The organism is Terribacillus sp. JSM ZJ617, assembly GCF_044383785.1.
Lineage (GTDB): Bacteria > Bacillota > Bacilli > Bacillales > Amphibacillaceae > Terribacillus.
The window spans coordinates 25892-52886 of sequence record NZ_JBISEQ010000001.1; the positions used below are offsets into that span (position 1 = coordinate 25892).

The following is a 26995-nucleotide window of genomic DNA, read 5'->3' on the forward strand; positions in this document are numbered from 1 at the left end:
TATATTGCAAAAAATCTGTTTATTTGTTAGATTATGTACTATAAAAAAGAAACGACACCGATTTTGGCGTCGTTTCAAAATATGATTAGTTTACGGAATAGTTCGGTGCTTCTTTTGTGATTTGGATATCGTGCGGATGGCTTTCGCGCAATCCTGCACCAGTCATACGGATGAACTGTGCATTTTCACGGAAGTAATCAAGATCAGGAGCACCGCAGTAGCCCATGCTGGCGCGCAAGCCGCCAAGCAGCTGATGGACTGTATCGGAAAGTGATCCTTTGTATGCTACACGGCCTTCGATACCTTCTGGTACCAATTTCTTCGCTTCTTCTGTTTCACCCTGGAAGTAACGGTCTTTGGAGCCGGATTTCATTGCACCGACAGAACCCATACCGCGATACACTTTATATTGACGGCCTTGGAAGATTTCAGTCTCACCAGGGCTTTCTGTTGTACCTGCAAACATACTGCCGAGCATGACAGCATGTCCGCCTGCTGCGATCGCTTTAGCGATATCACCGGAATACTTGATTCCGCCGTCAGCAATGATAGCGACACCATGCTTTTCAGCTTCCGCTGCACAATCGTACACAGCAGTGATTTGCGGTACACCTACACCAGCTACAACACGTGTTGTACAAATGGAGCCTGGTCCAATACCGACTTTTACGACGTCAGCACCAGCTTCAATCAGCGCTCGCGTACCTTCAGCAGTCGCAACGTTACCAGCAATCAAATCTACTTCAGGGAACTTGTCCTTGATCGCTTTCACCTGCTCCAAAACACCTTTGGAGTGACCATGCGCTGTATCAACAACAAGTACGTCTACCCCTGCGTCTACCAGTTTACTGATGCGGGTCATTGCATCACCAGTAACCCCAACAGCAGCTCCTACTAACAAACGTCCATGTTTATCTTTAGCAGAATTCGGGAACTCAATCACTTTCTCGATATCTTTGATCGTGATCAAGCCTTTCAGCACACCATTTTCATCGACAAGCGGCAGCTTTTCGATTTTATGCTTCTGAAGGATTTTCTCTGCATCATCCAATGTAGTTCCAACAGGTGCTGTCACCAAATTTTCTTTTGTCATGACATCGGAGATCGCGATGGAATAATCCTGTACGAAACGAAGATCGCGATTTGTCAGTATACCAATCAGTTTCTGCTCTTCTCTGTTGTTAACGATAGGTACACCTGAAATGCGGAATTTACCCATCAGATGCTCTGCATCGAATACTTGGTTTTCCGGGCATAAGAAGAATGGGTCTGTGATAACGCCGCTTTCAGAACGTTTAACGCGATCCACCTGCTCTGCTTGCTCTTCAATGGACATATTTTTGTGAATGATACCAAGTCCACCCTGTCTAGCCATTGCAATCGCCATGCTTGCCTCTGTTACTGTGTCCATTCCTGCACTGATCAATGGAATGTTCAAAGTGATATTTTTCGTCAATGCTGTCTGGAACTTCACATCACGTGGCAGAACCTCTGATTTCGCCGGTACAAGCAAGACATCATCAAAAGTTAAACCCTCTTTTGTAAACTTATCTTCCCGCATGTTCATCCTCCTTTTTATCATGAAATGTTTATATATGGTTAAAATACTGCTATTAAAACCTATTGTTACTTACAATACGCCAAGATGCGCGGTTTTTCAACTATATGAGCACGTAAAAATCACTGGAGGATTCTGTATGCATGATGAAAACGTATCCACCTTTCTTTCCTTCCTCGAGGCAGAGGATGCAGCTCTTTCCTTCCTGCAAAAAAGCTACCAGTATCTTGGAATTCCAGACGCCGAAGCACGGAGCTATCAGAACATTTCTGCCTTCCTTGCCTATCTGGAACACGGTAAATCTTATTATTCCCATGGAAAGAACGCCCCGCTGCTAATGAAACCTGTCTTATTATTTTACGGAATGACCCATTTTATGAAGGCGAGTTTACTGCTGACGCGTCCAGCCTACCCAGAATCCACAGCGGATCTTTCCCATGGGTTATCGACTAGAAAGCGAAAGAAGCGCGACTATCAATTCAGCTTAGATGAAGTTCTATTGCAGCAGCGCGGCTTATTCCCGTATTTTTCACGTCATGTGTGCAAGAGAGAATTTCATAGCATCAAAAAGGTTTCCATGGGGGATATGTTCGGATTAGTTCCGGAACTGTATGATCTTCTTTCGCTGCAGGAGGGAAAGCGCAATTTGACAGAAGCTAGACTGGAAAAGGATGTACTTATTCTGCCGGATTGCTTATTAGACGAGTTTCAATATACAAAACGCCGTTTCTTGGAGTTCCTGGAATCTTTCTCTTTTAATATCACAGGGCAGGAACAGCTGACAATGCAGCAGCCTGATTCGCTATGGCAAGCTGCTGGGCCGCTTTATTCAAATCCAGTAAAGGGCCAATACTACTTTGTCCGGCAAAGCTGTTGGAGCAGCTTTCATGAGTGCATGGCGCATTATGCACTGCTGTACAACCTAAGCATGATTTGCCGCTATGAAGCAGAGTGGTGGACAGATCTGCTTCATGTCAACCGCCGCAATGAATATCCGCTCATTGTCCGGTTTCTGGAGATTACTGCAGAAAAATTCCCTTTATTGATTGGATCCTATATGCTGAAGCATTTTCAGGATATTAAAAAAGCACGCTGATCAGCGTGCTTCATGAGATGATTTGTTCGATTCTTATATGCGGCATATCAGTCAATGCCTTTACTTGACCAGTCTCTTGTTCACGTACCATCGGCCTCGTCGGATGGTTATGATCGGTATAGACAACCTCCGCAAACTCCCCGGATGATAATTTGACAGTCGTGTTTTGCTGGGCATCGACAAATGCCTGGGTAAAGTTCTGGATCATTGCTGGATCAAAGCGTCTGAACTGCTCCTCCAGGATAATATCCAGCGCTTTATACGGTGATACAGCAGCCTGATAAGCACGTTCGGTTATCAAAGCATGATATGTGTCACAGATGGAAAGGAGACTTGCAAAGGAATGAATCTTTTCCTTTGGTAATCGCAATGGGTAACCAGCTCCATCAGCCCGTTCGTGATGCTGGAGAATGGCAAGCTTCGCTTTCGACGAAAGGAGAGAAGCTTTCTCGACCATCCGATAGGAGAAGGTTGGATGCTTTTGGATGTCTTCCCAATCAGTATCCTGCAAACGTCGTTTCTGGATGTGATACGGCTGCTTAAGTTTAGCCATACCGCAATCTGCCAGATAAGCAGCTAAGCCGATTTGCTTGATGTCCGCTTCAGGAAAACCTGCTTTTTGTAAAACAGCAGCCACAAGTGCAGCGGTACCAGTCGCGTGTTCCGGCAAATAATCACTATGCGTTTTGTATGCAGGCAGATTGAACACATTTCCTTCCCATTCACTGACCTTCTCCAATACAGGAAGAATGTGTTTGCGAAGTGCAGCTATATCGACAGCAGAGCCATGCTGCCATGCGTTGAACTGCTTTTGATAGCTTTCAACTGCTGCTGCATAGGCATCCAGGAAATGCACTTGTATATTGGCTGGCTGAACGCTTACAGTCTCCTTTTCGGGAACGAAACTGCTGCCATCCTCTAAGCGAGCTGCAACTGTTACTTCTTTTACGAGCATTTTTTGCAAATAAAAGATTTCTGTATCTGTCAGGACTGTCTTACTTTTTACTAGCGGCATACCGCTTTTACCTAAAACATCGGCTGTTACGATACAGCCGGAAACGAGCTGATTGGCTGAGACGATCATATTCTGCATCCTTTCATCCAAAGGTTATGTAAAAAAAAGCATTCCCACTATGGGAGCGGGAATGCTCAATATCATACTTCTTCTGTATCATCAGTCTCTGATACTACTGGTTCCTCCAGCATATCATCTGAAACTGCTTCTATTTCTTCCTCTTGCTCTTTATCAATCCGAGCAACAGTTGCTACTGCTTCATTCTCCTGAATACGAATCAGAATCACACCCTGTGTATTACGGCCGGTAGTCGAAATACTGGAAACAGGCATCCGAATCAATACACCGGAAACTGTAATGATCATGATATCTTCCTCGCCGGTAACCGGCTTAGCTGATACCATCTGTCCCGTTTTATCCGTGATTTTGGATGTAAGGATCCCTTTACCGCCACGGTTTGTGATGCGATACTCTGACTCAGGTGTCCGTTTACCGAAGCCTTTTTCTGTTACATTCAAGATATCGACACCTTCATCGATTATATCCATGGACACAACCGAATCATCTTCTCCGCGCAAGGTTATTCCTTTAACCCCAGCAGCAGTACGGCCCATTGGTCGGATTTGCTCCTCAGGGAATCGGATCAGATATCCATTCTTCGTCGCGATCATGATATGTTTATGGCCATCTGTCATTCGAACAGAAATCAATTCATCATCCTCACGCAAGTTCAATGCGATTAGACCGCCCTTACGGATATTGGCAAATTGAGATAGAGTCGTCCGTTTGGAGATACCTTGTTTGGTTGTGAAGATCAAATACCAGTCATCGGCGAACTCTTTGACTGGAATCAAAGCATTGATCCATTCGCCTTTTTCGATTTCCAGCATATTGATGATCGGAATTCCTTTTGCTGTACGGCTGAATTCCGGCACTTCATAACCTTTCGCACGATATACTTTTCCTTTGTTCGTGAAGAACAGAATCGTATCATGCGTGCTTGTGGATATTAGATGTTCGACGAAATCATCTTCATTCGTTCCCATACCTTGGATTCCACGGCCGCCGCGTCCTTGGCTGCGGTAAGTGTTTGAAGGCAGACGTTTGATGTAGCCTTGATGCGTCAATGTGATAACGACGTTCTCGACAGGGATAAGTGCTTCATCCTCAATAAAGTCAGTACCGCCAATGACGATTTCTGTACGGCGATCATCACCGAAACGTTCCTTGATCTCAGTCAATTCTTCCCGAATGATCTCAAGCACCTTCTCTTCATCTGCAAGAATTGCTTTAAGCTCCGCGATTAAGCTAACCAGCTCCTGGTACTCATCTTCGATCTTGTCACGCTCCAAGCCTGTCAGGCGCTGCAGACGCATATCAAGGATGGCTTGTGCTTGCTTGTCAGAAAGCTCGAAACGCTCTATCAATGCATCACGTGCGATATCTGTTGTCTGGGATCCACGGATCAAGCTGATGATCTCATCAAGATTATCCAGTGCAATCCGTAAACCTTCCAGGATATGTGCTCTTGCTTCTGCTTTGCGCAATTCGAATTCTGTTCTGCGGCGAATGACAACTTGCTGGTGATCAAGATAATGTGTCAAAGCCTGCTTCAAGTTCAGAATCTGCGGTTTGTCATCTACAAGAGCAAGCATATTGATCCCAAAGGATGTCTGCAGGGCTGTATGCTTGTACAAGTTGTTCAGAATGACATTCGGGTTCGCATCACGGCGAACCTCGACCACAACGCGCATACCGTTTCGGTCGGATTCATCCCGAAGGTCTGTAATTCCTTCAATGCGCTTATCACGAACAAGTTCAGCAATTTTCTCGACAAGACGTGCTTTATTCACCTGATATGGCAATTCATGTACAAGAATCGTTGATTTGCCGTTATCATGCTCGATAATTTCTGTCTTGGCACGAATTGTTATCGAACCACGGCCCGTTTCATATGCTTTCCGAATACCGCTGCGGCCCAAAATCTGAGCTGCAGTAGGGAAATCCGGACCGAATATATAATCATCCATCAATTCCTCGATAGTGATATCCGGGTTTTTACTGAGTGCCAAAACCGCGTTGATTGTTTCATTCAGGTTATGCGGTGGAATATTTGTTGCCATACCAACCGCAATACCAGAAGCTCCATTCACGAGCAAGTTAGGGAATCGAGCTGGCATTACGAGCGGCTGTTTTTCAGAGCCGTCGTAGTTATCGCCATAATCGATCGTATCCTTGTTGATATCACGCAATAGCTCCATGGATATCTTGGACATACGCGCTTCTGTATACCGCATTGCAGCAGCGGAGTCACCGTCCACAGAACCGAAGTTTCCATGTCCGTCTACGAGCATATAGCGATAGCTGAAATCCTGTGCCATCCGGACCATCGCTTCGTATACAGCTGTGTCGCCATGCGGATGATATTTACCGATTACTTCCCCGACGATACGGGCTGATTTCTTATATGCCTTATCAGCATGCATACCCAGATCATGCAATGCATAAAGGATTCTGCGATGCACCGGCTTCAAGCCGTCTCTTGCATCAGGCAATGCACGCGCTACGATAACGCTCATTGCATAATCAAGAAATGAGGTACGCATTTCCTGACTTATATCTCTTTCTTGCACACTTGGACGTAATTCATCCGCCATGCGAAAACCTCCTGTCAAATTGCCGGAAACAATACTCTATTGGTCAGATATCTAAATTCTGTACATTCTGTGCGTTATCTTGGATGAAATTCCGTCTCGGCTCAACTTTGTCGCCCATCAGGACGTCAAAGATTTGATCCGCATCGATTGCATCAGCCAAGCTGACTTGAAGCAATGTACGGTTTTCCGGATCCATTGTCGTTTCCCACAGCTGTGCTGCATTCATTTCTCCAAGACCTTTATATCGCTGCAATCCTGGTTTTGGTACTTTCGGAATCTCACTCATTACCTTCTCAAGTTCCCGGTCATTATAAGCGTAATAAGCTGCTTTTCCTTGCTGTACTTTGTAGAGTGGCGGCTGTGCGATATAAACATAGCCATTTTCGATCAGTGGTCGCATGTAACGATAGAAGAACGTCAACAGCAGTGTCCGGATATGGGCACCATCGACATCCGCATCAGTCATGATGACCAGTTTATGATAGCGTGCTTTGGAAATATCAAAGTCTTCACCAATACCGGTACCAAGCGCTGTAATCATGGCACGGATTTCATTATTGGCCAAAATTTTATCCAATCTCGCTTTTTCAACGTTGATGATCTTACCACGCAAAGGCAAGATTGCTTGGAAGTGCCGGTCGCGTCCCTGTTTTGCAGAACCGCCGGCAGAGTCTCCCTCTACGACGTACAATTCACTGATGGAAGCATCCTTGGAAGAACAGTCAGCAAGTTTACCTGGTAAGCTGCTCACTTCCAGTGCACCCTTACGGCGTGTTAGTTCGCGAGCACGCTTAGCTGCGATACGGGCACGGGATGCCATCAAACCTTTTTCAACAACAATTCGCGCTGTATCAGGGTTCTCAAATAAGAACTTGGAAAATAGCTCTGTGAACGCTGCATCCGTCACTTGACGTGCTTCACTGTTTCCGAGCTTCGTTTTCGTCTGCCCTTCGAACTGCGGATCCGGATGCTTGATGGAAATGATTGCAGTCAATCCTTCGCGCACATCATCACCAGAAAGGTTTGGATCTGCCTCTTTGAACATGTTGTTTTTACGGGCATAGTCATTAATAACACGCGTCAGGCCGGATTTGAAACCAGCTTCATGCGTTCCGCCTTCATACGTGTGGATATTATTCGCAAATGAGTAGATACTGCTTGTATAGCCGTCATTGTATTGCAAAGCAATCTCTACAGTGATTTCGGAATCTGTATTCTCTGCATAGAATGGCTCGTGCAGTACTTCCTTGGAACGGTTGAGATGCTCCACATATGAACGGATACCGCCTTCGTAATGGAAGGTGATGCGCTCTGGATTCTCTTCGCGTTTATCTTCCAGGCTGATTGCAAGTCCTTTGTTCAGGAACGCAAGCTCCCGGATACGAACTAGCAATGTCTCTTTGTTATATTCAGTCGTTTCTGTGAAAATCTCAGGATCTGGTTTGAAATGTGTAATTGTACCAGTTCTATCGGATTCACCAGTAACTTGAAGGTCTCCTGTCGGAATTCCACGCTGGAAGCTTTGTTCATGGATTTTGCCATCGCGGTGTACCTGGACATCAAGCTGCGTGGACAAAGCATTTACAACTGACGCACCTACCCCGTGCAGACCTCCGGATACCTTATAGCCCCCGCCGCCGAATTTACCGCCGGCATGAAGTACTGTCATGATAACTTCAACCGCTGGGCGGCCAGTCTTCTCATGTGTACCTACCGGGATTCCACGGCCATTATCTTCAACAGTGATACTGTTATCTTCTTCGATGATTACTTGGATATGGTCACAGTAGCCAGCAAGCGCCTCATCGATACTATTATCGACAATCTCCCATACAAGATGGTGCAGACCGCGTTCACTCGTAGAGCCGATGTACATTCCCGGTCGTTTGCGGACTGCTTCCAATCCTTCTAGTACTTGTATCTGATCTGCATCATACAACTGTTCTTCAGGCATTTTATCTTCCATTGCCATTTAAATCACCTGCATTTCTTTAAAGGTTATCTTCTTCTATCATTCTCGGAACCGTTGTATCAGCCCGTTTCTTCAATGTCTGCACGGATAAAGGACTGGAATAAATCCGATCAGTGGTGACAATGATAGATTTGGCTGATATATGATCCGCTTCATCGTTTTCTGCCAAAGTGGGATCAACTGTTTTAGCTGCTTGGCTGTATTCCAGGATGGCTACCACTTCCTCAGCTCTGACGACATTATTCCAACCGATCGAGATAAACATCAGGACCCTCCTGACTCACTGACAAGCTTCCCTGATTTTATCGTGAACAGTTCTGCCTGTTTCAGAGTTTCATGCTGGATTCCCGATACATTCGTCGTCGAGACAAAGGTTTGGACCTTCCCCTGTATTGTTTCTAGCAAATGCGATTGCCTGCTGTCATCGAGCTCGCTTAAGACATCATCCAGCAAAAGAATCGGATAATCTCCGACCTCGTTATAAATCAGTTCTATCTCAGCCAGCTTCAGCGACAGAGCAGTCGTACGCTGCTGACCCTGTGAACCGAAAGCCTGTACATCTTTCCCATTCACATAAAAAGACAGGTCATCACGATGGGGGCCTGCTAAAGTTGTCCCTCTTTCCACTTCACGTGTCCGTAATTCAGAGAATTTCTCCTCATATGCTACTCTCAGCGTTTCCTTATCGGATTCTTCTGATACGTGCAAGTTGGAAAGATATTCTATATCAAGCGTCTCAAGCTTCGTCGTGATGCTCTGGTGGATGGGCTGTGCCCATTTTCGGAGCATTCCGAGGAAGAGGAAGCGTTTCTCTAATATGATGGCAGCATGCTCGATCAGCTGCTCCGTCAGCACATCAAGCATTGTCGTGTCAGCTTGGCGCCGCTGCAGAAGCTTCAGCAGATGATTCCGCTGCTTCAATACTTTTTGGTATTGTCCAAGGTGGTAGATATAGACCGGCTGAATCTGCCCGATCTCCATATCAATAAAACGCCTGCGAATTTGCGGACTGCCTTTCACCAAGTTCAGATCCTCAGGGGCGAACATGACGACATTGAGCGCCCCGATATAATCACTTAGGCGTTTTTGTTCCAGATGATTCAGTTTTGCTTTCTTTCCCTTGGACGATAGGACGATCTCAAGCGGAAACCGCTGTTTCCGCTTGAGGATGTTCCCTTCTATTTTAGCATAATCTTGATCCCATTGGATAAGTTCTTTATCTTTAGGGGTTCGATGCGATTTGGAGAAGGCAAGCACGTAGATGGCCTCCATCAGATTCGTCTTGCCCTGTGCATTCTCGCCGATGATCACATTCACCTTATCGTCAAATTGAAGCTGCAGCTTATCGTAATTCCGATAATGCGTAAGCGTTAGCTCTTGGATATGCATGCTTAGGTCCTTTCTGTATCCGGCAGACTGCTATGCCTTTTTGACAATGAATACCTCGGATGTCGCCGGCAGCTCTACACGATCCTCCGGATACAGCTTCCTGCCGCGTCTGTTTTCTTCCTCGCCATTGACCAGCACCGGATAATCAGCTAAATACAGCTTGACCATTCCACCGCTTTCGACAGCATTCACTAGCTTCAGGAATTTCCCAAGCTGGATATATTCGGTATTGATCTGAATTTCTTCGTTCATTTCCGCTCTCCTTACTTTATGTTGCCTTCTTATTATTTTACTAAAGTATCCACAACTTTGAAAGTTATTTTCATTATGCCCAATCCTGCTGGACGTCATGTTATGCACAGAAAAAAAGCACCGCCGCCAGGGCAGTGCCTTTATCCACATGTGAATAACTCAGTAAGTACGGACTGGGGTAATCAGCTGCAGCAGGTCCTCGTCGTCAGTTGGACGGATAAGGAATGGGCGCATTGCTCCCGTGAATTCGATCTTCACTTGCTCACTTTCGATAACCTTCAATGCATCCATCATATATTTCGCACTGAAACTGATCCGCAATTCTTCACCTGAAATTTCCTGAACGGTCACTTCCTCTACGACACGTCCAACTTCCGGGGAATTACTGCTAATTTCAAGCTGTCCGGAATCCTGGGTTACCAGCTTCACGACATTATTTCTATTTTCTTTCGCCAGTAAGGATGCCCGGTCGATAGAGCGGAGCAATTCCTTCGTGTCGATAAGTAATGCTGTCTTGCTTTCTGATGGAATGAGACGGGATGTATCTGGATAGTTTCCTTCCAAAAGACGGGATAGGAAATACAGATGTTTCGTCCGGAACAGAATTTGATTATTTGTGATCCGAATTTCGACAGGATCCTGGTTCTCATCGAGGATTTTGTTCAATTCGGTCAAACTTTTCCCTGGAATGACAACATTTTGGAAACCTAACGCTGCTTCATTTGTTGAAACAGGGATCTGACGGGATGCCAAACGGTGACTATCTGTCGCAACAAAATGCAGCTGATCTTCCTGAACGCGAACATTCACACCAGTAAGCAGTGGTCGAGTTTCCTGGGTTGAAACAGCAAATACAGTTTCTTTGATGACATTTTTCAGTAAATCGGCAGGCAGTTCAAAGCTATCTTCACTATGCAGTTTTGGCAGCTGTGGATATTCCTCTGCATCCTGGCCATTTAATTTAAATTCAGCACTTCCGGATCGGATCGTTACGTTCAATTGTGCGTCAGATTCAATTTCAACAGCATTCATTGGTACTTTTCGAACGATTTCTGGGAAGTATTTTGCTTGCAGTACGATGCTGCCAGGTTCGATGTGTTCAACATAGACAATGCCGTCTTCTTCTTTTGGGATGAAAGATTCGATGGAAATATCAGAATCACTTCCTGTTAACGTAATTCCATCTTCTTTTGCTTCGATTTTCATTCCGGTAAGGATCGGAATTGCTGTTCTGGATGAGATTGCTTTCACAACATCCTGAATACTTGCTAAGAGCCGATCACGTTGTATGACAAATTTCATGATAATTGCGTTCCTCCTATGGGGGGTTCTTCTTATTAATTATTATTTATAAAAATACAGTAGTAGTAATAGGGCCTGTGATTATGTGGATAAGTATAGAAAAGCCCAGTAATATCAATAAAAATACCCTGTGGATAATATGTGAATAAAAAATGGCTTTATGCACGTTTATCAACAGGGTCCAATCGTCAGAAAGATTTGAGTCTTTCTTTTATTTCATCGATGTCGCGCTGTAAATCCTGATCTACACTTAGTAGTTTAGAGATTTTCTCATGCGCGTGAATAACGGTTGTATGGTCTCTGCCGCCGAATTCTTCTCCAATTTTCGGTAAAGAGAAATCAGTCAGTTCCCGTGATAGGAACATAGCGATTTGGCGAGGGAAAGCGATGGCCTTCGTACGTTTCTTCGCAGTGAATTCTTCCAAGCGGACATTGTAGCGCTCGCCGACTTGTTCCTGGATCGCATGGATCGTAATGACCTTCGGCTTAGAGCTGGGAATGATATTTTTCAGTGCATCTGCTGCTAACGAAGCATCAATATCCGAGTTGATAAGGGATGAATAAGCAACAACACGTATAAGAGCACCTTCCAGCTCCCGGATATTGGTGTCTATTTGATTGGCAATGTACAGCATGACTTCATTCGGGATGTCCAAGCCTTCTGCTTTTGCTTTCTTGCGAAGGATGGCAATCCGTGTCTCCAGATCCGGAGGTGTGATATCCGTGATCAATCCCCATTCAAAGCGGGACCTGAGCCGGTCCTCCAATGTTGGAATTTCCTTTGGCGGCCGGTCACTGGAAATGATGATTTGTTTATTTTCTTCATGTAACGCATTGAATGTATGGAAGAACTCTTCCTGCGTCTGTTCTTTTCCAGCCAGGAATTGAATATCATCTATGAGAAGGACGTCGATATTGCGGTATTTAGCCCGAAATTCCGCGGTCTTATTATCCCTGATGGCATTGATGAATTCATTCGTGAACTTCTCGGAGGATAAGTAAACAACCTTTGCATTCGGATTATGATCCAAGACATAATGGCCGATTCCATGCATTAAATGGGTCTTACCGAGCCCGACACCACCATATATGAATAGCGGGTTATAAGCTTTTGCGGGTGCTTCTGCAACGGCAAGCGAAGCAGCATGGGCAAACCGATTCCCAGAGCCGATAACGAATGTATCAAATGTGTACTTGCTATTCAGCATACTTTTTGGTGATTCTGCCAACGTATCCTTTACGGCAGCTTTTTTGGGCATCGGCTGGCGGATGACTTCTTCTTCCTGCTGAAATTCCGGAATGATGAATTTCGTCTGCAGCCGATTGCCTGTCACTTCATAAAGTGTATCTCCGATCAAAGAGGAGTAGCTGCTTTCCAGCCAGTCTCTGGCGAATTCGTTGGGGGCTTCAATCACAAGTGTATCTTCTTCAAGAGCATAGGCTTGTGTATTTTTCAGCCAAGTATCAAAACTGGGCTTACTGATTCGTTTTTCTATTGCTTGTAATGTCTTTTTCCATAAATCCTGAATATTCTCCAACAGGCATCCCCCTTTCTGAAAAAAAATGAAAGAAGCAGTCACTTTCCCTTAAGAACTGCAACATGATAGGTATTAAAAGGCCTTTTCGAGACATGCGAAAAAAGGTTCACGCATGCAAAAAGGCCGTGCACATACATATATGGATGTGGATAGAAGATCCGCATAATAAAGGGCAATGAAGCCACTTCTTCAGTTGTCCACGCCGCTGTTGATAACTGCATCTACAGCCCTGTGAATAGATGTCCACAGCTTATCCACAATCTGTGGATAATAGATTTTGGTGATGTGGTTATCCAATCAGTAAAACACAGATATGATACCAGAATAATCCTTGTCTTGCAATGCTTAATCGACACTTATCCACAAATGCCGGCGATTGTAGACAAAATATATCCACAGCATGCGGTTATGTGTGTAAGTTGTCGAAAACTTGTGTGGAAAAAGTTATGCACAGGGTTACTAGGTTAACATGGGCTGTGGATAAAAGAAAGAGAGGATTCCGCAAAAAATGATAGGTTGACATGTCTGCCATTCTTTACGTATAATGTTCAAGACTGTCTATGACCTTTCGCATTATTTTTATATATCCTCGAGGGAGGTGTTTTATATATGAAACGTACATTTCAACCTAATAACCGTAAAAGAAAAAAAGTACACGGCTTCCGTGAGCGTATGAGCACAAAAAACGGACGTAAAGTTCTAGCTCGTCGTCGTCGTAAAGGAAGAAAAGTATTGTCTGCATAAGACCACTTGAAGTAGTGGTCTTTTTGACTTTATATACTTGAACGGTGTACTGACACAGCAAAAAGCTGTGCTTTTACATGAGTAGAGAAGGAGAATAAACTACAAGCTTAAATGCCGCGTTTATTCTCCTTCTTTCAAATTAAAGACTATTCTCGCAAATAGGCATGCTTGAGGGGACCCTCTATGAAGAAAGAATATCGAATTAAAAAGAATGAGGCATTCCAGGAAGTATTCCAAAAGGGAAGCTCCTTTGCGAACCGTCAGCTCGTTCTATATTATAAGAAGCAGGAAACATCGGATGCGCATTTCCGTATCGGACTGTCTGTCAGCAAGAAACTTGGAAACGCTGTTATGCGGAACAAGATTAAGCGCTACTTGAGACAAGCCTTTCATGAACTGGACGAGCAGGTTGCCCCGGGCTATGATTTCATTGTCATTGCCAGGCAGCCAGCGAAGGATATGGCTTACCAGGAATTGAAAAAGAGCTTGATCCACGTGCTTTGGAAATCACATCTGCTGAAACAGCCAAACAGAAAAAATAATAAAGAGAAGCAATAGGGAAAGTCTTATGCAAGGAAGTTAAGGAGGAAACATGGTGCGTAAAAAAGTTTTATTAGTATTGGCACTCGTGCTGCTCGTCGCGGCCTTAGCAGGCTGTGCGCCGAACACCGATCCAATCACTTCGGAAAGTACCGGATTCTGGAATCAGTATTTCATCTACCCGCTATCTTGGTTGATTGCATATTTCGCAGATCTTACAGGTGAGAACTTTGGTCTTGGGATCATCATCGTAACAGTGATCATCCGATTGGTATTGCTGCCATTGAACATCAAGCAGCTGCGGAGTTCTCGGGCAATGCAGGAAATTCAACCTGAATTAAAGGAACTTCAGAAGAAATACAGCTCCAAAGATGCAAACACGCAACAGAAACTACAGCAGGAAACGATGCAGCTCTTCCAGCGTCACGGTGTAAATCCTTTGGCAGGATGTCTGCCGATCATCGTACAGATGCCAATTTTGCTTGCTTTCTATCAAGCGATCAGCCGTACAGAAGCAATCAAGGAACATAACTTCCTTTGGGTACAGCTTGGATCCCCGGATCCATACTTCATTCTGCCAATCGTAGCAGGTCTTGCAACATTCCTGCAGCAGAAATTGATGATGGCAGGAAATACAGCAATGGCAGCTAATCCGCAAATGACGATGATGCTTTATATCATGCCAGTCATGATTACTGTATTTGCGCTATTCCTTCCATCAGCTTTGGCATTGTATTGGGTAGTCGGTAACATCTTCATGGTGGCACAGACATTGCTTATCAATAAACCGATGATGTCGAAAAACAAAGCACAAGCAGACAGCAAGAAATAATGAAACAGCTGACTGCTCGCGGCAAAACAGTAGATGATGCGATTCAATCAGCTTTACAGCAGTTACGTGTTTCTAAGGAAGAAGTCGAAGTCACTATAATAGATGAAGGAAGCAAAGGCTTCCTCAATCTGTTTGGTGCCAAACCGGCAGTAATTAAAGTGGTCGTGAAGACTGATAACGTACAAGCAGCAAAAGAATATTTGGAAAGTGTCATCCAGCATCTGCGCCCAGGTGCAGAGGTGGAGATCACGGCCCGGAAGAAAAAGCATGTGATGTTTACACTTAGCGGAGAAAATCTCGGCATGTTGATTGGAAAAAGGGGACAAACGCTCAATGCGCTGGAACAGCTTGTCGAACAATTTCTGCATCAGCAAAAAGCATATCATTATACTGTTACCGTCGATGCGGAAGGATATCGGTCAAGAAGACGGGAAACGCTTGAAATGCTAGCTGTCCAGGCTGCCAGTAAGGCATTGGCGCTGCAAAAAGCAATTCCTCTTGATCCAATGCCGGCTAGCGAACGGAAAATCATCCATGCGACAGCTCAAAAGCAAAAGGGTGTCGAAACCGTTTCGAAAGGTAAGGAACCGAACAGGTATATCGTCATCCAACCAGTTAAGGAAAAGTCTTGGCAATGATGCCAAGACTTTTTTTATGCTCTCTATTCACATGTGGATAAGCCGAAGCTAGCATCCGCCACTAAATTTTCATGTGGATATCTTTCTTTTTGATAGACACCTGTGCTATTCTTATAAGTTAGTGAGTATAAACTTAATCATAGCTATATGCTGTGGATAAATAGATAAAAAAAGATAGAAAGAGGTGAAGAAATGCAGAATGATACAATAGCTGCGATATCGACTCCTGTTGGAGAAGGAGCGATAGCCATTGTTCGTCTTAGTGGTGCTGAAGCAGTGGAGATTGCTGCTAAACTTTTTGATGGAAAAAAACTGACTGATGTACCAAGTCATACAATTCATTATGGTAAACTCATCGACCCGGAAACCGGCGAGGTTGCAGAGGAAGTGATGGTGTCTGTTATGAAGGCACCGAAAACATTCACACGGGAAGATGTCGTTGAAATAAATTGCCACGGTGGTCTAGTATCCGTGAATCGTGTCCTGGAACTAGCATTGCAGGAAGGTGCACGTCTGGCAGAGCCAGGGGAGTTCACTAAGAGAGCCTTTCTTAATGGACGCATCGACCTTTCTCAAGCAGAAGCTGTCATGGATTTGATCCGAGCGAAAACTGATCGGGCAATGAACGTTGCTCTCAATCAGATGGAGGGCAGACTATCCCGTTTGATCCAGAAGCTGCGCCAGGAATTATTGGAAACAGTAGCGCATGTTGAAGTGAACATTGATTATCCCGAGTATGATGATGTGGAAGAGATGTCCCACAATATGATGATCGAGAAAACACAATATGTGTATGAAGAGATAGAGAAGCTGCTCGAAATGGCGAAGCAAGGAAAGATCCTGCGGGAGGGGTTGGCTACAGCAATTATCGGCCGTCCGAACGTGGGGAAATCTTCTCTGATGAATGCACTAGTGCATGAAAATAAAGCCATTGTTACAGAAATCGCCGGTACGACACGAGATATCATTGAAGAATACGTCAATGTACGCGGCGTTCCATTGAAGCTGGTTGATACAGCAGGAATCCGTGAAACGGAGGATATCGTGGAACGAATCGGTGTAGAGCGCTCACGTCAGGTTCTAAAGCAAAGTGACCTTATTTTGCTTGTGCTGAACTATGGAGAAGCTTTGTCTGACGAGGATCGTAACTTATTCGAAGCTGTTGCCGGTCTAGATGTGATTGTCATCGTCAACAAAACGGATCTCTCCCAGCAAATCGATCTGGAAGAAGTTCGTCAGCTGGCAGGAGACCGTCCAGTCATTACGACTGCATTGATTGAAGAAAAAGGAATCGACGAATTGGAGCTTGCTATCAAGGATACCTTCTTTGCAGGGGAAATCGATGGCGGCGACTTGAGTTATATATCGAATGTACGACATATCCAGCTTTTGAAGCAGGCATTGTCATCGCTTCGGGAAGCGATGAATGGCATCGAAATGCAAATGCCGATGGATATCGTCCAAATAGATGTGACAAGAACATGGGAATTGCTCGGTGAAATCATCGGAGATACCGTGCATGAAAGCTTAATCGACCAACTGTTTTCACAGTTTTGCTTAGGAAAATAAAAAAAGGAGAGAATGAACATGACATACGATGCTGGGCATTATGATGTCATCGTCATAGGTGCAGGACATGCCGGCTGTGAAGCTGGTGTGGCAGCAGCAAAAATGGGTGCTAATACTCTAATGCTGTCCATGAACCTTGACATGACAGGATTCATGCCATGTAATCCATCCGTCGGCGGACCTGCAAAAGGTGTGGTAGTGCGCGAAATCGATGCACTTGGCGGCGTGATGGGTAAAGTTATTGATAAAACGTATATTCAAATGCGTATGCTCAACACAGGAAAAGGTCCTGCCGTTCGTGCTTTGCGAGCTCAAGCGGATAAACCGCTATATATCACTGAAATGAAGAAAACTTTGGAAAGCCAAGAAAACCTGACGATGCGTCAAGCAATGGTTGACCGTTTGATCATGGAAGATGGTGTCTGCAAAGGTGTCATCACAGAAACGAAAGCGGCGTATTACGCAAAGACAGTCGTTATCACGACTGGAACATTCATGCGCGGACGCGTCATCATCGGAGATGTTTCTTATGAAAGCGGCCCGAACAACCAACGTGCATCCGTCACGTTGTCAGAGCATCTTGAAGAACTTGGCTTGGAAATGGTACGGTTCAAAACTGGCACACCGCCACGTGTAAACAGCCGTTCCATCGATTATTCCAAAACAGAAATTCAGCCAGGAGACGAAGAACCGCTTGCGTTCTCTTACGAAACAACTGAATTCATTACCGATCAGATCCCTTGCTGGCTGACGTACACTAATGAATTCACACATAATATCATCAATGAAAACCTAGGTCTATCTGCTATGTATTCCGGTATGATCAAAGGAACAGGACCGCGTTACTGTCCTTCTATTGAAGATAAAGTTGTCCGTTTCAACGATAAACCGCGCCACCAAATCTTCTTGGAGCCAGAAGGACGCAACACAGAGGAAGTATATGTACAAGGACTGTCTACTTCCTTGCCGGAATACGTCCAAAAAGAAATGCTTCAAACGATCCCTGGTTTGGAAAACGCTGAAATCATGCGTGCCGGCTATGCAATCGAATATGATGCAATGGTTCCGACACAGCTATGGCCGACTTTGGAAACGAAAAAAATTCCTGGTCTTTACACAGCGGGTCAAATCAATGGAACATCCGGTTATGAAGAAGCATCCGGTCAAGGAATCATGGCTGGTATCAATGCTGCTGCAAAAGCACTTGGCAAAGATCCTGTGATTCTTGATCGTTCCCAAGCTTACATCGGTGTTATGATCGATGACTTGGTTACAAAAGGTACGAATGAACCTTACCGACTTCTAACATCCCGTGCAGAATACCGTTTGCTGCTTCGTCATGATAATGCAGATATGCGTTTGACCGAAATCGGACATCAAATCGGTATGATCAGCGAAGAACGCTATGCGCGCTTCCTGGAAAAAAAACGCCTGATTGAAGAAGAACGAAATCGTTTAGCAGGAATCATCATCAAAACAGAACCGCATGTGGTTGAGCTGATGGACGAAGTCGGATCTGTCATGAAAGAAGCACAGCGTGCATCTGATCTTTTGAAGCGTCCTGAAATCAAATACAGCTTGCTGGAGAAAATCGTTCCTGCAGACAAAGAGCTGCCTGCTGACGTAAAAGAGCAAGTTGAGATTCAAACGAAGTATGAAGGCTATATCGCGAAATCCATGCAGCAAGTGGAACGGATGAAGCGTATGGAAGATAAAAAAATACCAGATACAATCAATTACGATGATGTCAGCGGGCTCGCAACAGAAGCACGCGAAAAACTGAAAAAAGTCCGTCCGCTATCTGTTGGCCAGGCATCCCGTATTTCCGGTGTAAACCCAGCCGATGTTTCCATCCTGCTCGTATTTATCGAACAAGGTGGACACGTGAAAGCAGCAAATCAATAATCTGTCGAAAAGAGGTACAGGATGAACCAAGCAGATTTTCTACAACAATTGGATGAGCAAGGAATCACATTATCCGAGAAGCAGCTAAAGCAGCTGGAGGATTATTTCCATCTATTGGTGGAGTGGAATGAAAAGATGAACTTAACAGCAATTACAGAAAAAGGGGAAGTGTATTTAAAGCACTTCTACGATTCGATTTCTGCTGCTTTCTTCTTTGATTTTAAAGGAGATGAAAGTATCTGTGATGTTGGAGCAGGAGCTGGGTTTCCATCTATCCCGCTGAAAATTGTTTTTCCAGAGCTGAAAGTGACAATTGTTGACTCCTTGAAGAAGAGAATTACATTCCTTAACGAGCTTGCAACGAAGCTTGGCTTATCCAATGTCGCTTTTTATCATGACCGAGCAGAGAACTTCGGGAAAAATGAATCCTTCCGTGAATCCTATGATTTGGTCACGGCGAGAGCAGTGGCTCGGATGTCCGTACTGTCAGAGTTGTGTCTGCCGCTTTGCCGGACTAAGGGTCATTTTATTGCCATGAAAGGACCTAATTTGGAAACGGAACTTCGGGAGGCAGAACCGGCAATTCAATTGCTGGGCGGCGAATTGGTGGAAAGCTTCACTTTCGACTTGCCGGAAGAGGGTGGAGAAAGGAATATCGCCATCATCGCCAAACGTCGGAAGACACCGAAGAAATACCCTCGTAAAGCTGGAGTTCCAAACCGCGAGCCGATCGTTTAATACAAGAGAAAAATAGTGAATGAAGTACCATACAAGCTTACCATTCTCAACCAATCTATGATAAAATAGTAGATAAGGAACTGGCTCGGCTTATGTAAGCGCAGCAGCTTCTACTGTAGAACTGCTGCGCCTTTTTATACATGTTTCACGTGAAACATTTACTATTCCTTATGTACCTGCTTGCTAGATTAGGATTGTAAAAAAAGGTGGTGTCTGAGGATGTTACACCCGTTCAGCCGTATTTTTGGGCTAGGTGATAAATCGGATTCAGCAGAAACGGAAAATGATGCGCATCAGGATGAAGTAGTAAACCTTCGGGTACAGGATATAGTCCCGAACCAATACCAACCAAGAACTGTTTTCCAAGAGGATAAAATCAAAGAGCTTGCACAGACGATCCGCACACATGGCATCATCCAGCCAATAGTTGTACGGAAAAATTCTGAAGGCAGCTATGAATTGATTGCAGGAGAGCGTCGCTGGCGTGCAGTGCAGTCCTTGGAATGGGAAACAGTGCCTGCCATCATCCGTGAAATGTCGGATACAGAGACGGCCTCTGTAGCACTGATAGAAAACCTGCAGCGTGAAGAGTTGACTGTTATCGAAGAAGCTCTTGCGTATGAGCGTTTGTTGGAGCTGCATTCTTTGACTCAGGAAGCACTGGCGCAGCGTCTCGGAAAAAGCCAATCTACCATTGCTAATAAGATGCGCTTGTTAAAGCTGCCAGAATCTGTACAGCAAGCGTTATTGGCAAAGAAAATCACAGAACGGCATGCTCGTGCGCTCATAGCTCTTAAAGATGCAGACAAACAAGAGTTGATTTTGCAGGAAATTATAGATAAAGAATTGAATGTAAAAGAGACAGAAGCACGCATTGCACGTATTTTAAATGCCCAGCCGAAAAAGAAGCGTCCGAAGCTGAAGGGTATCAATAAGGATATGCGCATTGCCATGAATACAATCCGTCAATCACTTTCCATGGTTTCCGATACCGGTATCAACTTGGAAACAGAGGAAGAAGATAAGGACGATTATTATCAAATTACGATTAAAATCCCGAAAAAATCCTGAATAAAGCTCCAATAATATCCCCATCTTGCTGAAAGATGGGTTTTTATATAGGAAAAGGGAGCTAACTTTTCAAAATCTTGAATTTATCCGTCGGTTTCTATGAAAAAATGATAGAATAAATGTATTGAGTTTGAGGTAGGTGACACCATGGGCAAAGTAATCGCAATAGCAAATCAAAAGGGCGGAGTAGGGAAGACAACTTCGAGCGTCAATTTGAGTGCTTGCCTGGCTTTTTTAGGAAATAAAGTTTTGCTAGTAGACATTGATCCGCAAGGAAATGCTACAAGCGGTGTTGGTGTAAACAAAGCAGATGTCGAAAATTGTGTATATAACGTCCTAGTCGAAGATATGGAAGCCGAAAACGTCCTTGTATCAACAGCTGTTGATAATTTGGATGTCATTCCGGCTACTATTCAGCTTGCAGGAGCCGAGATCGAGCTAGTGCCTACGATCTCAAGGGAAGTCCGTCTGAAAAAGGCTATTGATAGTGTGAAAGACAATTATGATTATGTCATCATCGATTGTCCGCCTTCTTTAGGATTGTTGACTTTGAATTCGCTGACAGCGGCAGATACGGTCCTTATCCCAGTTCAATGTGAGTATTATGCATTAGAAGGGCTAAGTCAGCTATTGAATACGATTCGGCTTGTACAAAAACATTTGAATAAGCATCTAATGATTGAAGGAGTATTGCTGACAATGCTGGATGCCCGTACGAATCTTGGTATTCAAGTTATTGAAGAAGTAAAGAAATATTTTCAAGATAAAGTGTACCAGTCGATCATTCCAAGAAATGTCCGGTTGGGAGAAGCACCTAGTTATGGTCAGCCAATCATTATTTACGATCCGAAGTCGCGTGGTGCAGAAGTTTATTTAGACTTAGCAAAGGAAGTGATGGCGCATGGCCAAAGGGTTGGGGAAAGGTCTTAATGCTTTCTTTCCAGAATTGGAAATGAAAGAAGAAGATCAGATTCAAGAAATTGCAATCAAGGAATGCCGGGCGAATCCATATCAACCGCGCAAAGTCTTTTCTGCAGATGCAATTGAGGAATTGTCGCAATCGATTCAGGAATATGGCATCCTGCAGCCACTCATTGTCCGTAAGAGTATAAAAGGCTATGAAATTGTAGCGGGAGAAAGAAGATTCCGCGCAGCAAAAGCAGCTGGTTTGAAAAAAGTGCCTGTCATCATCAAGTCACTGGATGATGAGAAGATGATGGAGCTAGCCCTGCTGGAAAACCTTCAGAGGGAAGATCTCACGCCAATTGAAGAAGCACAAGCGTATTCCAATTTGATGAAGGAATTGGATATCACGCAGGAGATTTTAGCTAAACGCTTAGGTAAGAGCCGATCTCATATAGCGAACCTTGTTCGTTTATTGACGCTGCCCCCCGAGATTAGTGACTTAATCAATCATGGTGAATTATCAATGGGTCACGGGCGCGCTCTATTGGGGTTAAAGGATAAAAAGAGATTGCAGCCGCTAGTTGAGAAAATACGCAACGAATCGCTGAATGTACGGCAAGTAGAGCAGCTCATCATCAAGATGAACAATAATCTTCCAGAACCAGAGAAAAAGAAAGCTGTAAAGGATATATTTCTTGTTCAGACTGAATCCCAGCTACGGAATCAATTCGGAACGGATGTAACAATCCATCGTGGTAAGCGAAAAGGGAAGATAGAGATTCAGTTCTTCTCCGATGAAGATTTGGAAAGAATTTTAAATGTATTGAATAGATAAAAGCCAATAGGAGCTTACGCTTCTCTTGGCTTTTTTTGTTTGTTTCACGTGAAACATATCAATTTTCGGCTGCTGTTATGTCGGGTGATAGTATAGGAACTTGTTTGCGATCGACAGCAAGTAAGAGGGTACTGATTTTGTATGCTAGCTGCATGACAAGATGCAAACGAGTATTTTGTAACACAAAATACTCCATATCACCGCTGGCGTTAACAATTCCAGTTATTTGGGCATCCCCAACTGCTGGGAGATTTTTCTTTAATGCGGCACCCGGACGAAGAGGTGTAGGAGAAACGATAATAGAACCGATGGAACTGGTTCTGCCTAAGCAGGCATCAATTGCAATTATATAAGCATTTGGATGCTTTTCCTCTATCATTTGCAGACGTTCAACCAGATTGACAGCATGCACAGGAGATTCCAGAGTCCCGTAAACCTGAAGTCTGTTCAATGGTTTTTCCGTCAGAAATGAACCAATAATGGGTCCTAGTGCATCACCGGTTGAACGATCTGTACCGATGCAAAGGACAACTATCTCCCGATCATCAGGAATCCATGAGCTGATTGTTTCATAGGCTTTACTCATAAGAAGGGGGTCTTGATAGTCGCAGCGGAACTCCTTTTTTTTCGTAAATATTCTCTTCAGGCTCATAGCTTATCCTCCATACACATATTGGTAATAGTATATAGCTTTTCTACTTTTTCTATACGTGTTCATATGAAATTGGAGGGACTGTGATGTGGGCTGCAGGGCTGAAATGGATGTTTTTGATATTGGCAACATTAATAGGGGCTGGATACGCTTCAGGAAGAGAGATCTGGCAATTTTTTGGCTATGAAAGTGGACTGGCTATCATCATTTTCACCGTTCTGTTTACGATATGCAGTCATGTGATTCTGCATATAAGCTTCACCGAAAGAAGCACGCATTACTTTCCGGTACTGGAGCGGCTTGTCGGCAGAAGGTTGGCTGCATTTTATGATGTGTTGATTGTTTTCTATCTTTTTACAGTGACAGTTGTTATGATTGCTGCTGGCGGTGCTACTGGAACGATGTATCAGATTCCGAATTGGCTGGGCATCCTCTTCATTGCGTTAATGATTGTCCTTATTTTCACATCCAATGTAGAGGGTGTCGTTTCGATGAATAGTTATATCCTCCCTATCCTAGTCGGCGGCCTTGTTCTTGTTCTTATCATCTATACAAGACATGAACAAATCAATCTGCTGCAGGATTGGCATGAACAGGCAAATTGGCAAGCGGCATTCCCATTCACAGCGCTGAATATCCTTCCTGTTGTAGCTGTAATTGGTGCAATCGGTAAGCAAATGAAAGGGAAGGGGGAGTTATGGATTGCGAGTATCGGCAGCGGGCTAATCATCGGTGCGCTTACGTACTTATACAACAATGATTTGATGCATATCAGTCATGCAATTCCACACTATGATATCCCATTGTTCTATATTTTGAAAAACTATCCCTCTATTGTCCTTATTGGCATCAGCATTGTGTTATGGCTTGCTATCTATACCTCGGCTGTCTCGGGAATACTGGGTATTGTTTCACGATTTCAAACAAAATGGAAGGGACCGCTCTGGCTGCAAGCAGCAGTGCTGGTTTTGCTTATGCTGCCGCTCACACAGCTTGGTTTTACAGACTTGATAGCTTTGATGTACCCGATTTTTGGCTTTGCTAATCTTTACATCCTCTCCGCCATTCTTGTATACCCAATACTAAATCGATACAAAATGAAATAGAAATTTGATAATATATAAAGAAAACAACTGGACGAGGAGATACGTACTTCATGAATGTAGAGGAGCAGTGGACCAGTATTTACGATTATTTGACGAGTGCCGAGCTTTGGACAACCATTGGATTAGCAGTGTTAAAGATTGTTATGATCATTATATTATCTATGGTTGTCGCTCGTGTAGCCAATAATATAGTGGAGAGGACTTTTCATAATTCCTTTAGGGAAAAGGCGAAATTAAAAGCTCCTCTCGTATCAGAACGCCGCGAAAATACGCTGAAAAAACTAATCCAAAATGTAATTACGTATGTCGTGTATTTCACCGCTGTTGTGATGGTGTTATCACAGCTTGGATTAAACATTGGCGCATTGATTGCAAGTGCCGGAGTTGCCGGTTTAGCAATAGGCTTCGGGGCACAAAACTTAGTGAAGGATGTTATCAGCGGCTTCTTCATTATTTTCGAAAACCAATTTTCTGTAGGAGATAATATTCAGACAGCTGGCGTGCGGGGAGATGTAGAGGAGATCGGATTGCGGACATGTAAGATTCGTAACTGGACAGGCGAACTGCATATCATACCAAATGGCAATATTACACAAGTGACCAATTTCTCTGTCCACAACAGCTTGGGAGTATTGGACATCAATGTACCGTATGAAGCGAATCTGCAAGTAGCAGAAGAGGTCATCATGCAGGTGCTGCTGGAAATGCCTGCTGAATATCCTGAGATACAAGCAACCCCGCAGCTGTTAGGTGTGGAGACCTTGTCAACGTCTCACATCGTTTTGCGGGCAATCATTGAAACTTTGCCAATGCAACATTTTGGTGTAGCAAGGGAAGCTAGAAACCGTATTAAAACAAAACTATTGGAACGCAATATCAGTATTCCAGCTCCAAGGCTGGTCATGTATAATAAACAAGAAGCAGAAGAGCTCATGCAGGAAAGTGCCGTAAGGGGGAATGCTCGTGAGTGACAAAGTCTATCAGCTTAATGATGTGGTACAAATGAAAAAAGCCCATCCGTGTGGCGAAAACCGGTGGAAGATTATCCGGTTGGGAATGGATATCCGGATTAAATGTGAAGGCTGTGGTCATAGCGTGCTCATTCCTCGAAAAAAATTCGAGACAAAAATGAAAAAAGTTTTGGAGCATGCAGAAGAACCGACAAATTAAAATACGCGTTTCACGTGAAACATAGAAGTCTGTCCGATTTTGTCATCGGAGGGACTTCTTTTTTTATATACAAAAATCAATTATAGAAAGAATTACGTATCCAAATGGCAGAAATCCACACATAATTTTGCTGTTTTATAGAGAATAGTGTACTCTAGAAGTACGTATGTTTACTTGGACAAAGTAAGGGCAAGCTGACATGATATATCGTAAGTCAGTTACCGGTACTGCCCCATCTTCCCTGCCTTTGGGCGGAGTGTTCAGTAAGCAGATCTATTTTGGCCGGCTGTACGTAAAAGCGGCCAGGACACTTAAGGAGTGGAAGATTACATGGCTTTAACAGCAGGTATTGTCGGATTACCAAACGTCGGTAAATCCACATTGTTCAATGCGATCACACAGGCGGGAGCGGAATCTGCAAACTATCCGTTCTGTACGATCGATCCGAATGTCGGCATCGTAGAAGTCCCTGATTCACGTTTAAATAAATTGACTGAACTGGTCAAACCGAAAAAAACCATCCCGACTGCATTTGAGTTCACCGATATCGCTGGTATCGTAAAAGGTGCAAGTAAAGGGGAGGGACTAGGAAACCAGTTCCTATCACACATCAGACAAGTGGATGCAATCGTTCACGTCGTGCGCTGCTTTGATGATGAAAATATTACGCATGTATCCGGTAAAGTAGATCCTATCGATGATATCGAGACGATTAACTTGGAATTGATCTTTGCGGATCTTGATTCTGTCAACAAACGTCTGCAGCGTGTGGAAAAACTTGCACGTCAAAAAGACAAAGAAGCTGTTGTAGAACAAGAGATCCTGTCCAAAATCAAGGATGGATTAGAGAACGAACAGCCAGCACGTGCGCTGGAATTTACTGAGGAGCAAAGTAAGATTGTGAAAGGCTTGCACCTATTGACAAGCAAACCAGTCTTGTATGCTGCTAACGTGAGCGAAGAAGAAGTAGCAGATCCTTCTGCCAATCAGAATCTTGTAAAAGTGCAGGAGTTCGCTGCAAACGAAGGTGCGCAGGTGATTGTTGTATGTGCGAAGATTGAATCGGAAATTGCAGAGCTCGAAGGAGAGGAAAAAGAAATGTTCCTAGAAGAGCTAGGTATTCCGGAGTCCGGTTTGGATCAGCTGATCAAGGCGTCTTACAGCCTTCTTGGGCTTGCAACTTACTTCACGGCTGGTGAACAAGAAGTTCGTGCTTGGACGTTCCCTATGGGCATCAAAGCTCCTCAGGCAGCTGGTATCATCCATAGTGACTTTGAAAAAGGATTCATTCGTGCGGAAACAGTTTCCTACGAGGATCTAGTTGATGCGGGTTCTATGAGTGTTGCGAAAGAACGCGGTAAGGTTCGCTTGGAAGGAAAAGAGTATTTGGTGAAAGACGGGGATGTCATGCATTTCCGTTTCAACGTGTAAGGTCGGATCCTCATCTTGCAAATATGTGGAAACAGCTTGCTTAACGGCAGATAATTTGCTATAATTCATCATTGTGAGT

26 protein-coding genes are annotated in these 26995 nt (G+C 44.1%); 16 read left to right on the forward strand and 10 right to left on the reverse strand.

What is annotated here, in order from left to right; translation table 11 throughout:
• Positions 1–85 precede the first annotated feature (85 nt).
• Positions 86–1561, reverse strand: a complete 1476-nt coding sequence (guaB, locus tag ACH6C1_RS00150; protein WP_095222095.1) for an IMP dehydrogenase — start codon at positions 1559–1561, stop codon at positions 86–88.
• Between the two features lie 136 nt (positions 1562–1697).
• Here guaB and ACH6C1_RS00155 point away from each other — a divergent pair, with 136 nt between their 5' ends.
• The gene (locus tag ACH6C1_RS00155) at positions 1698–2654 is read left to right on the forward strand and encodes a YaaC family protein (protein WP_374073559.1); all 957 of its coding nucleotides are present in this window, start codon (positions 1698–1700) and stop codon (positions 2652–2654) included.
• Positions 2655–2664: 10 nt separating this feature from the next.
• Here ACH6C1_RS00155 and ACH6C1_RS00160 read toward each other — a convergent pair whose 3' ends face one another.
• From ACH6C1_RS00160 to dnaA, 8 genes are all read right to left on the reverse strand, one after another.
• Positions 2665–3738, reverse strand: coding sequence for an HD-GYP domain-containing protein (locus ACH6C1_RS00160; RefSeq protein WP_374073561.1), 1074 nt, complete (start codon positions 3736–3738; stop codon positions 2665–2667).
• Between the two features lie 71 nt (positions 3739–3809).
• Positions 3810–6326, reverse strand: a complete 2517-nt coding sequence (gene gyrA, locus ACH6C1_RS00165; RefSeq protein WP_095222089.1) for a DNA gyrase subunit A — start codon at positions 6324–6326, stop codon at positions 3810–3812.
• 43 nt (positions 6327–6369) lie between these two features.
• Entirely contained in the window at positions 6370–8298 is a 1929-nt protein-coding gene (gyrB, locus tag ACH6C1_RS00170) for a DNA topoisomerase (ATP-hydrolyzing) subunit B (RefSeq protein WP_095222087.1), read from the reverse strand.
• A 19-nt stretch (positions 8299–8317) separates the two neighbouring features.
• Entirely contained in the window at positions 8318–8563 is a 246-nt protein-coding gene (gene remB, locus ACH6C1_RS00175) for an extracellular matrix regulator RemB (protein WP_095222085.1), read from the reverse strand.
• Positions 8563–9687 carry a DNA replication/repair protein RecF gene (gene recF / locus ACH6C1_RS00180; protein WP_095222084.1) on the reverse strand — a complete coding sequence of 375 codons (1125 nt, stop codon included), beginning with the start codon at positions 9685–9687 and terminating at the stop codon, positions 8563–8565. The genes remB and recF overlap by 1 nt, the downstream gene beginning before the upstream one ends.
• Before the next feature lie 30 nt (positions 9688–9717).
• Entirely contained in the window at positions 9718–9939 is a 222-nt protein-coding gene (yaaA, locus tag ACH6C1_RS00185) for a S4 domain-containing protein YaaA (RefSeq protein ID WP_095220703.1), read from the reverse strand.
• A gap of 159 nt (positions 9940–10098) precedes the next feature.
• Positions 10099–11241 carry a DNA polymerase III subunit beta gene (gene dnaN / locus ACH6C1_RS00190; RefSeq protein ID WP_095222082.1) on the reverse strand — a complete coding sequence of 381 codons (1143 nt, stop codon included), beginning with the start codon at positions 11239–11241 and terminating at the stop codon, positions 10099–10101.
• Between the two features lie 188 nt (positions 11242–11429).
• Positions 11430–12779: a chromosomal replication initiator protein DnaA gene (gene dnaA / locus ACH6C1_RS00195; protein WP_374073568.1), complete on the reverse strand. Its 1350-nt coding sequence runs from the start codon at positions 12777–12779 to the stop codon at positions 11430–11432.
• A 609-nt stretch (positions 12780–13388) separates the two neighbouring features.
• Here dnaA and rpmH point away from each other — a divergent pair.
• The 10 genes from rpmH (at position 13389) to ACH6C1_RS00245 (ending at position 22557) form a co-directional block, all read left to right on the forward strand.
• On the forward strand, positions 13389–13523 hold the full coding sequence (rpmH, locus tag ACH6C1_RS00200; RefSeq protein ID WP_093726343.1) for a 50S ribosomal protein L34: 135 nt from the start codon (positions 13389–13391) through the stop codon (positions 13521–13523).
• 183 nt (positions 13524–13706) lie between these two features.
• Positions 13707–14081, forward strand: a complete 375-nt coding sequence (gene rnpA / locus ACH6C1_RS00205) for a ribonuclease P protein component (RefSeq protein ID WP_374073570.1) — start codon at positions 13707–13709, stop codon at positions 14079–14081.
• 37 nt (positions 14082–14118) lie between these two features.
• Positions 14119–14895, forward strand: coding sequence for a YidC family membrane integrase SpoIIIJ (spoIIIJ, locus tag ACH6C1_RS00210; RefSeq protein WP_095222076.1), 777 nt, complete (start codon positions 14119–14121; stop codon positions 14893–14895).
• Complete coding sequence (jag, locus tag ACH6C1_RS00215) at positions 14895–15533, forward strand: RNA-binding cell elongation regulator Jag/EloR (RefSeq protein WP_374073572.1); 639 nt, start codon at positions 14895–14897, stop codon at positions 15531–15533. Before spoIIIJ ends, jag begins: the two co-directional genes overlap by 1 nt.
• Before the next feature lie 192 nt (positions 15534–15725).
• The gene (gene mnmE / locus ACH6C1_RS00220) at positions 15726–17102 is read left to right on the forward strand and encodes a tRNA uridine-5-carboxymethylaminomethyl(34) synthesis GTPase MnmE (RefSeq protein WP_095222072.1); all 1377 of its coding nucleotides are present in this window, start codon (positions 15726–15728) and stop codon (positions 17100–17102) included.
• Positions 17103–17120: 18 nt separating this feature from the next.
• Positions 17121–19007, forward strand: coding sequence for a tRNA uridine-5-carboxymethylaminomethyl(34) synthesis enzyme MnmG (gene mnmG, locus ACH6C1_RS00225; RefSeq protein WP_374073575.1), 1887 nt, complete (start codon positions 17121–17123; stop codon positions 19005–19007).
• A 21-nt stretch (positions 19008–19028) separates the two neighbouring features.
• The gene (gene rsmG / locus ACH6C1_RS00230) at positions 19029–19745 is read left to right on the forward strand and encodes a 16S rRNA (guanine(527)-N(7))-methyltransferase RsmG (protein ID WP_095222069.1); all 717 of its coding nucleotides are present in this window, start codon (positions 19029–19031) and stop codon (positions 19743–19745) included.
• Between the two features lie 219 nt (positions 19746–19964).
• Entirely contained in the window at positions 19965–20816 is an 852-nt protein-coding gene (gene noc, locus ACH6C1_RS00235) for a nucleoid occlusion protein (protein WP_095222068.1), read from the forward strand.
• Positions 20817–20963: 147 nt separating this feature from the next.
• Positions 20964–21746, forward strand: a complete 783-nt coding sequence (locus tag ACH6C1_RS00240) for a ParA family protein (protein ID WP_095222066.1) — start codon at positions 20964–20966, stop codon at positions 21744–21746.
• The gene (locus ACH6C1_RS00245) at positions 21718–22557 is read left to right on the forward strand and encodes a ParB/RepB/Spo0J family partition protein (protein ID WP_095222065.1); all 840 of its coding nucleotides are present in this window, start codon (positions 21718–21720) and stop codon (positions 22555–22557) included. Before ACH6C1_RS00240 ends, ACH6C1_RS00245 begins: the two co-directional genes overlap by 29 nt.
• A gap of 58 nt (positions 22558–22615) precedes the next feature.
• Here ACH6C1_RS00245 and yyaC read toward each other — a convergent pair whose 3' ends face one another.
• The gene (gene yyaC, locus ACH6C1_RS00250) at positions 22616–23209 is read right to left on the reverse strand and encodes a spore protease YyaC (RefSeq protein ID WP_374073579.1); all 594 of its coding nucleotides are present in this window, start codon (positions 23207–23209) and stop codon (positions 22616–22618) included.
• A gap of 86 nt (positions 23210–23295) precedes the next feature.
• Between yyaC and ACH6C1_RS00255 the strand changes: the two genes are divergently transcribed.
• The 5 genes from ACH6C1_RS00255 to ychF all read left to right on the forward strand — a co-directional run bounded on the left by ACH6C1_RS00255 (position 23296) and on the right by ychF (position 26916).
• Entirely contained in the window at positions 23296–24315 is a 1020-nt protein-coding gene (locus ACH6C1_RS00255) for a YkvI family membrane protein (RefSeq protein WP_374073581.1), read from the forward strand.
• A gap of 50 nt (positions 24316–24365) precedes the next feature.
• Entirely contained in the window at positions 24366–25286 is a 921-nt protein-coding gene (locus ACH6C1_RS00260; protein ID WP_374073583.1) for a mechanosensitive ion channel family protein, read from the forward strand.
• Complete coding sequence (locus ACH6C1_RS00265; protein ID WP_093726332.1) at positions 25279–25485, forward strand: DUF951 domain-containing protein; 207 nt, start codon at positions 25279–25281, stop codon at positions 25483–25485. Before ACH6C1_RS00260 ends, ACH6C1_RS00265 begins: the two co-directional genes overlap by 8 nt.
• A gap of 199 nt (positions 25486–25684) precedes the next feature.
• Positions 25685–25825, forward strand: coding sequence for a hypothetical protein (locus ACH6C1_RS00270; RefSeq protein ID WP_176465656.1), 141 nt, complete (start codon positions 25685–25687; stop codon positions 25823–25825).
• Positions 25816–26916 carry a redox-regulated ATPase YchF gene (ychF, locus tag ACH6C1_RS00275; protein WP_095222057.1) on the forward strand — a complete coding sequence of 367 codons (1101 nt, stop codon included), beginning with the start codon at positions 25816–25818 and terminating at the stop codon, positions 26914–26916. The genes ACH6C1_RS00270 and ychF overlap by 10 nt, the downstream gene beginning before the upstream one ends.
• Positions 26917–26995 lie beyond the last annotated feature (79 nt).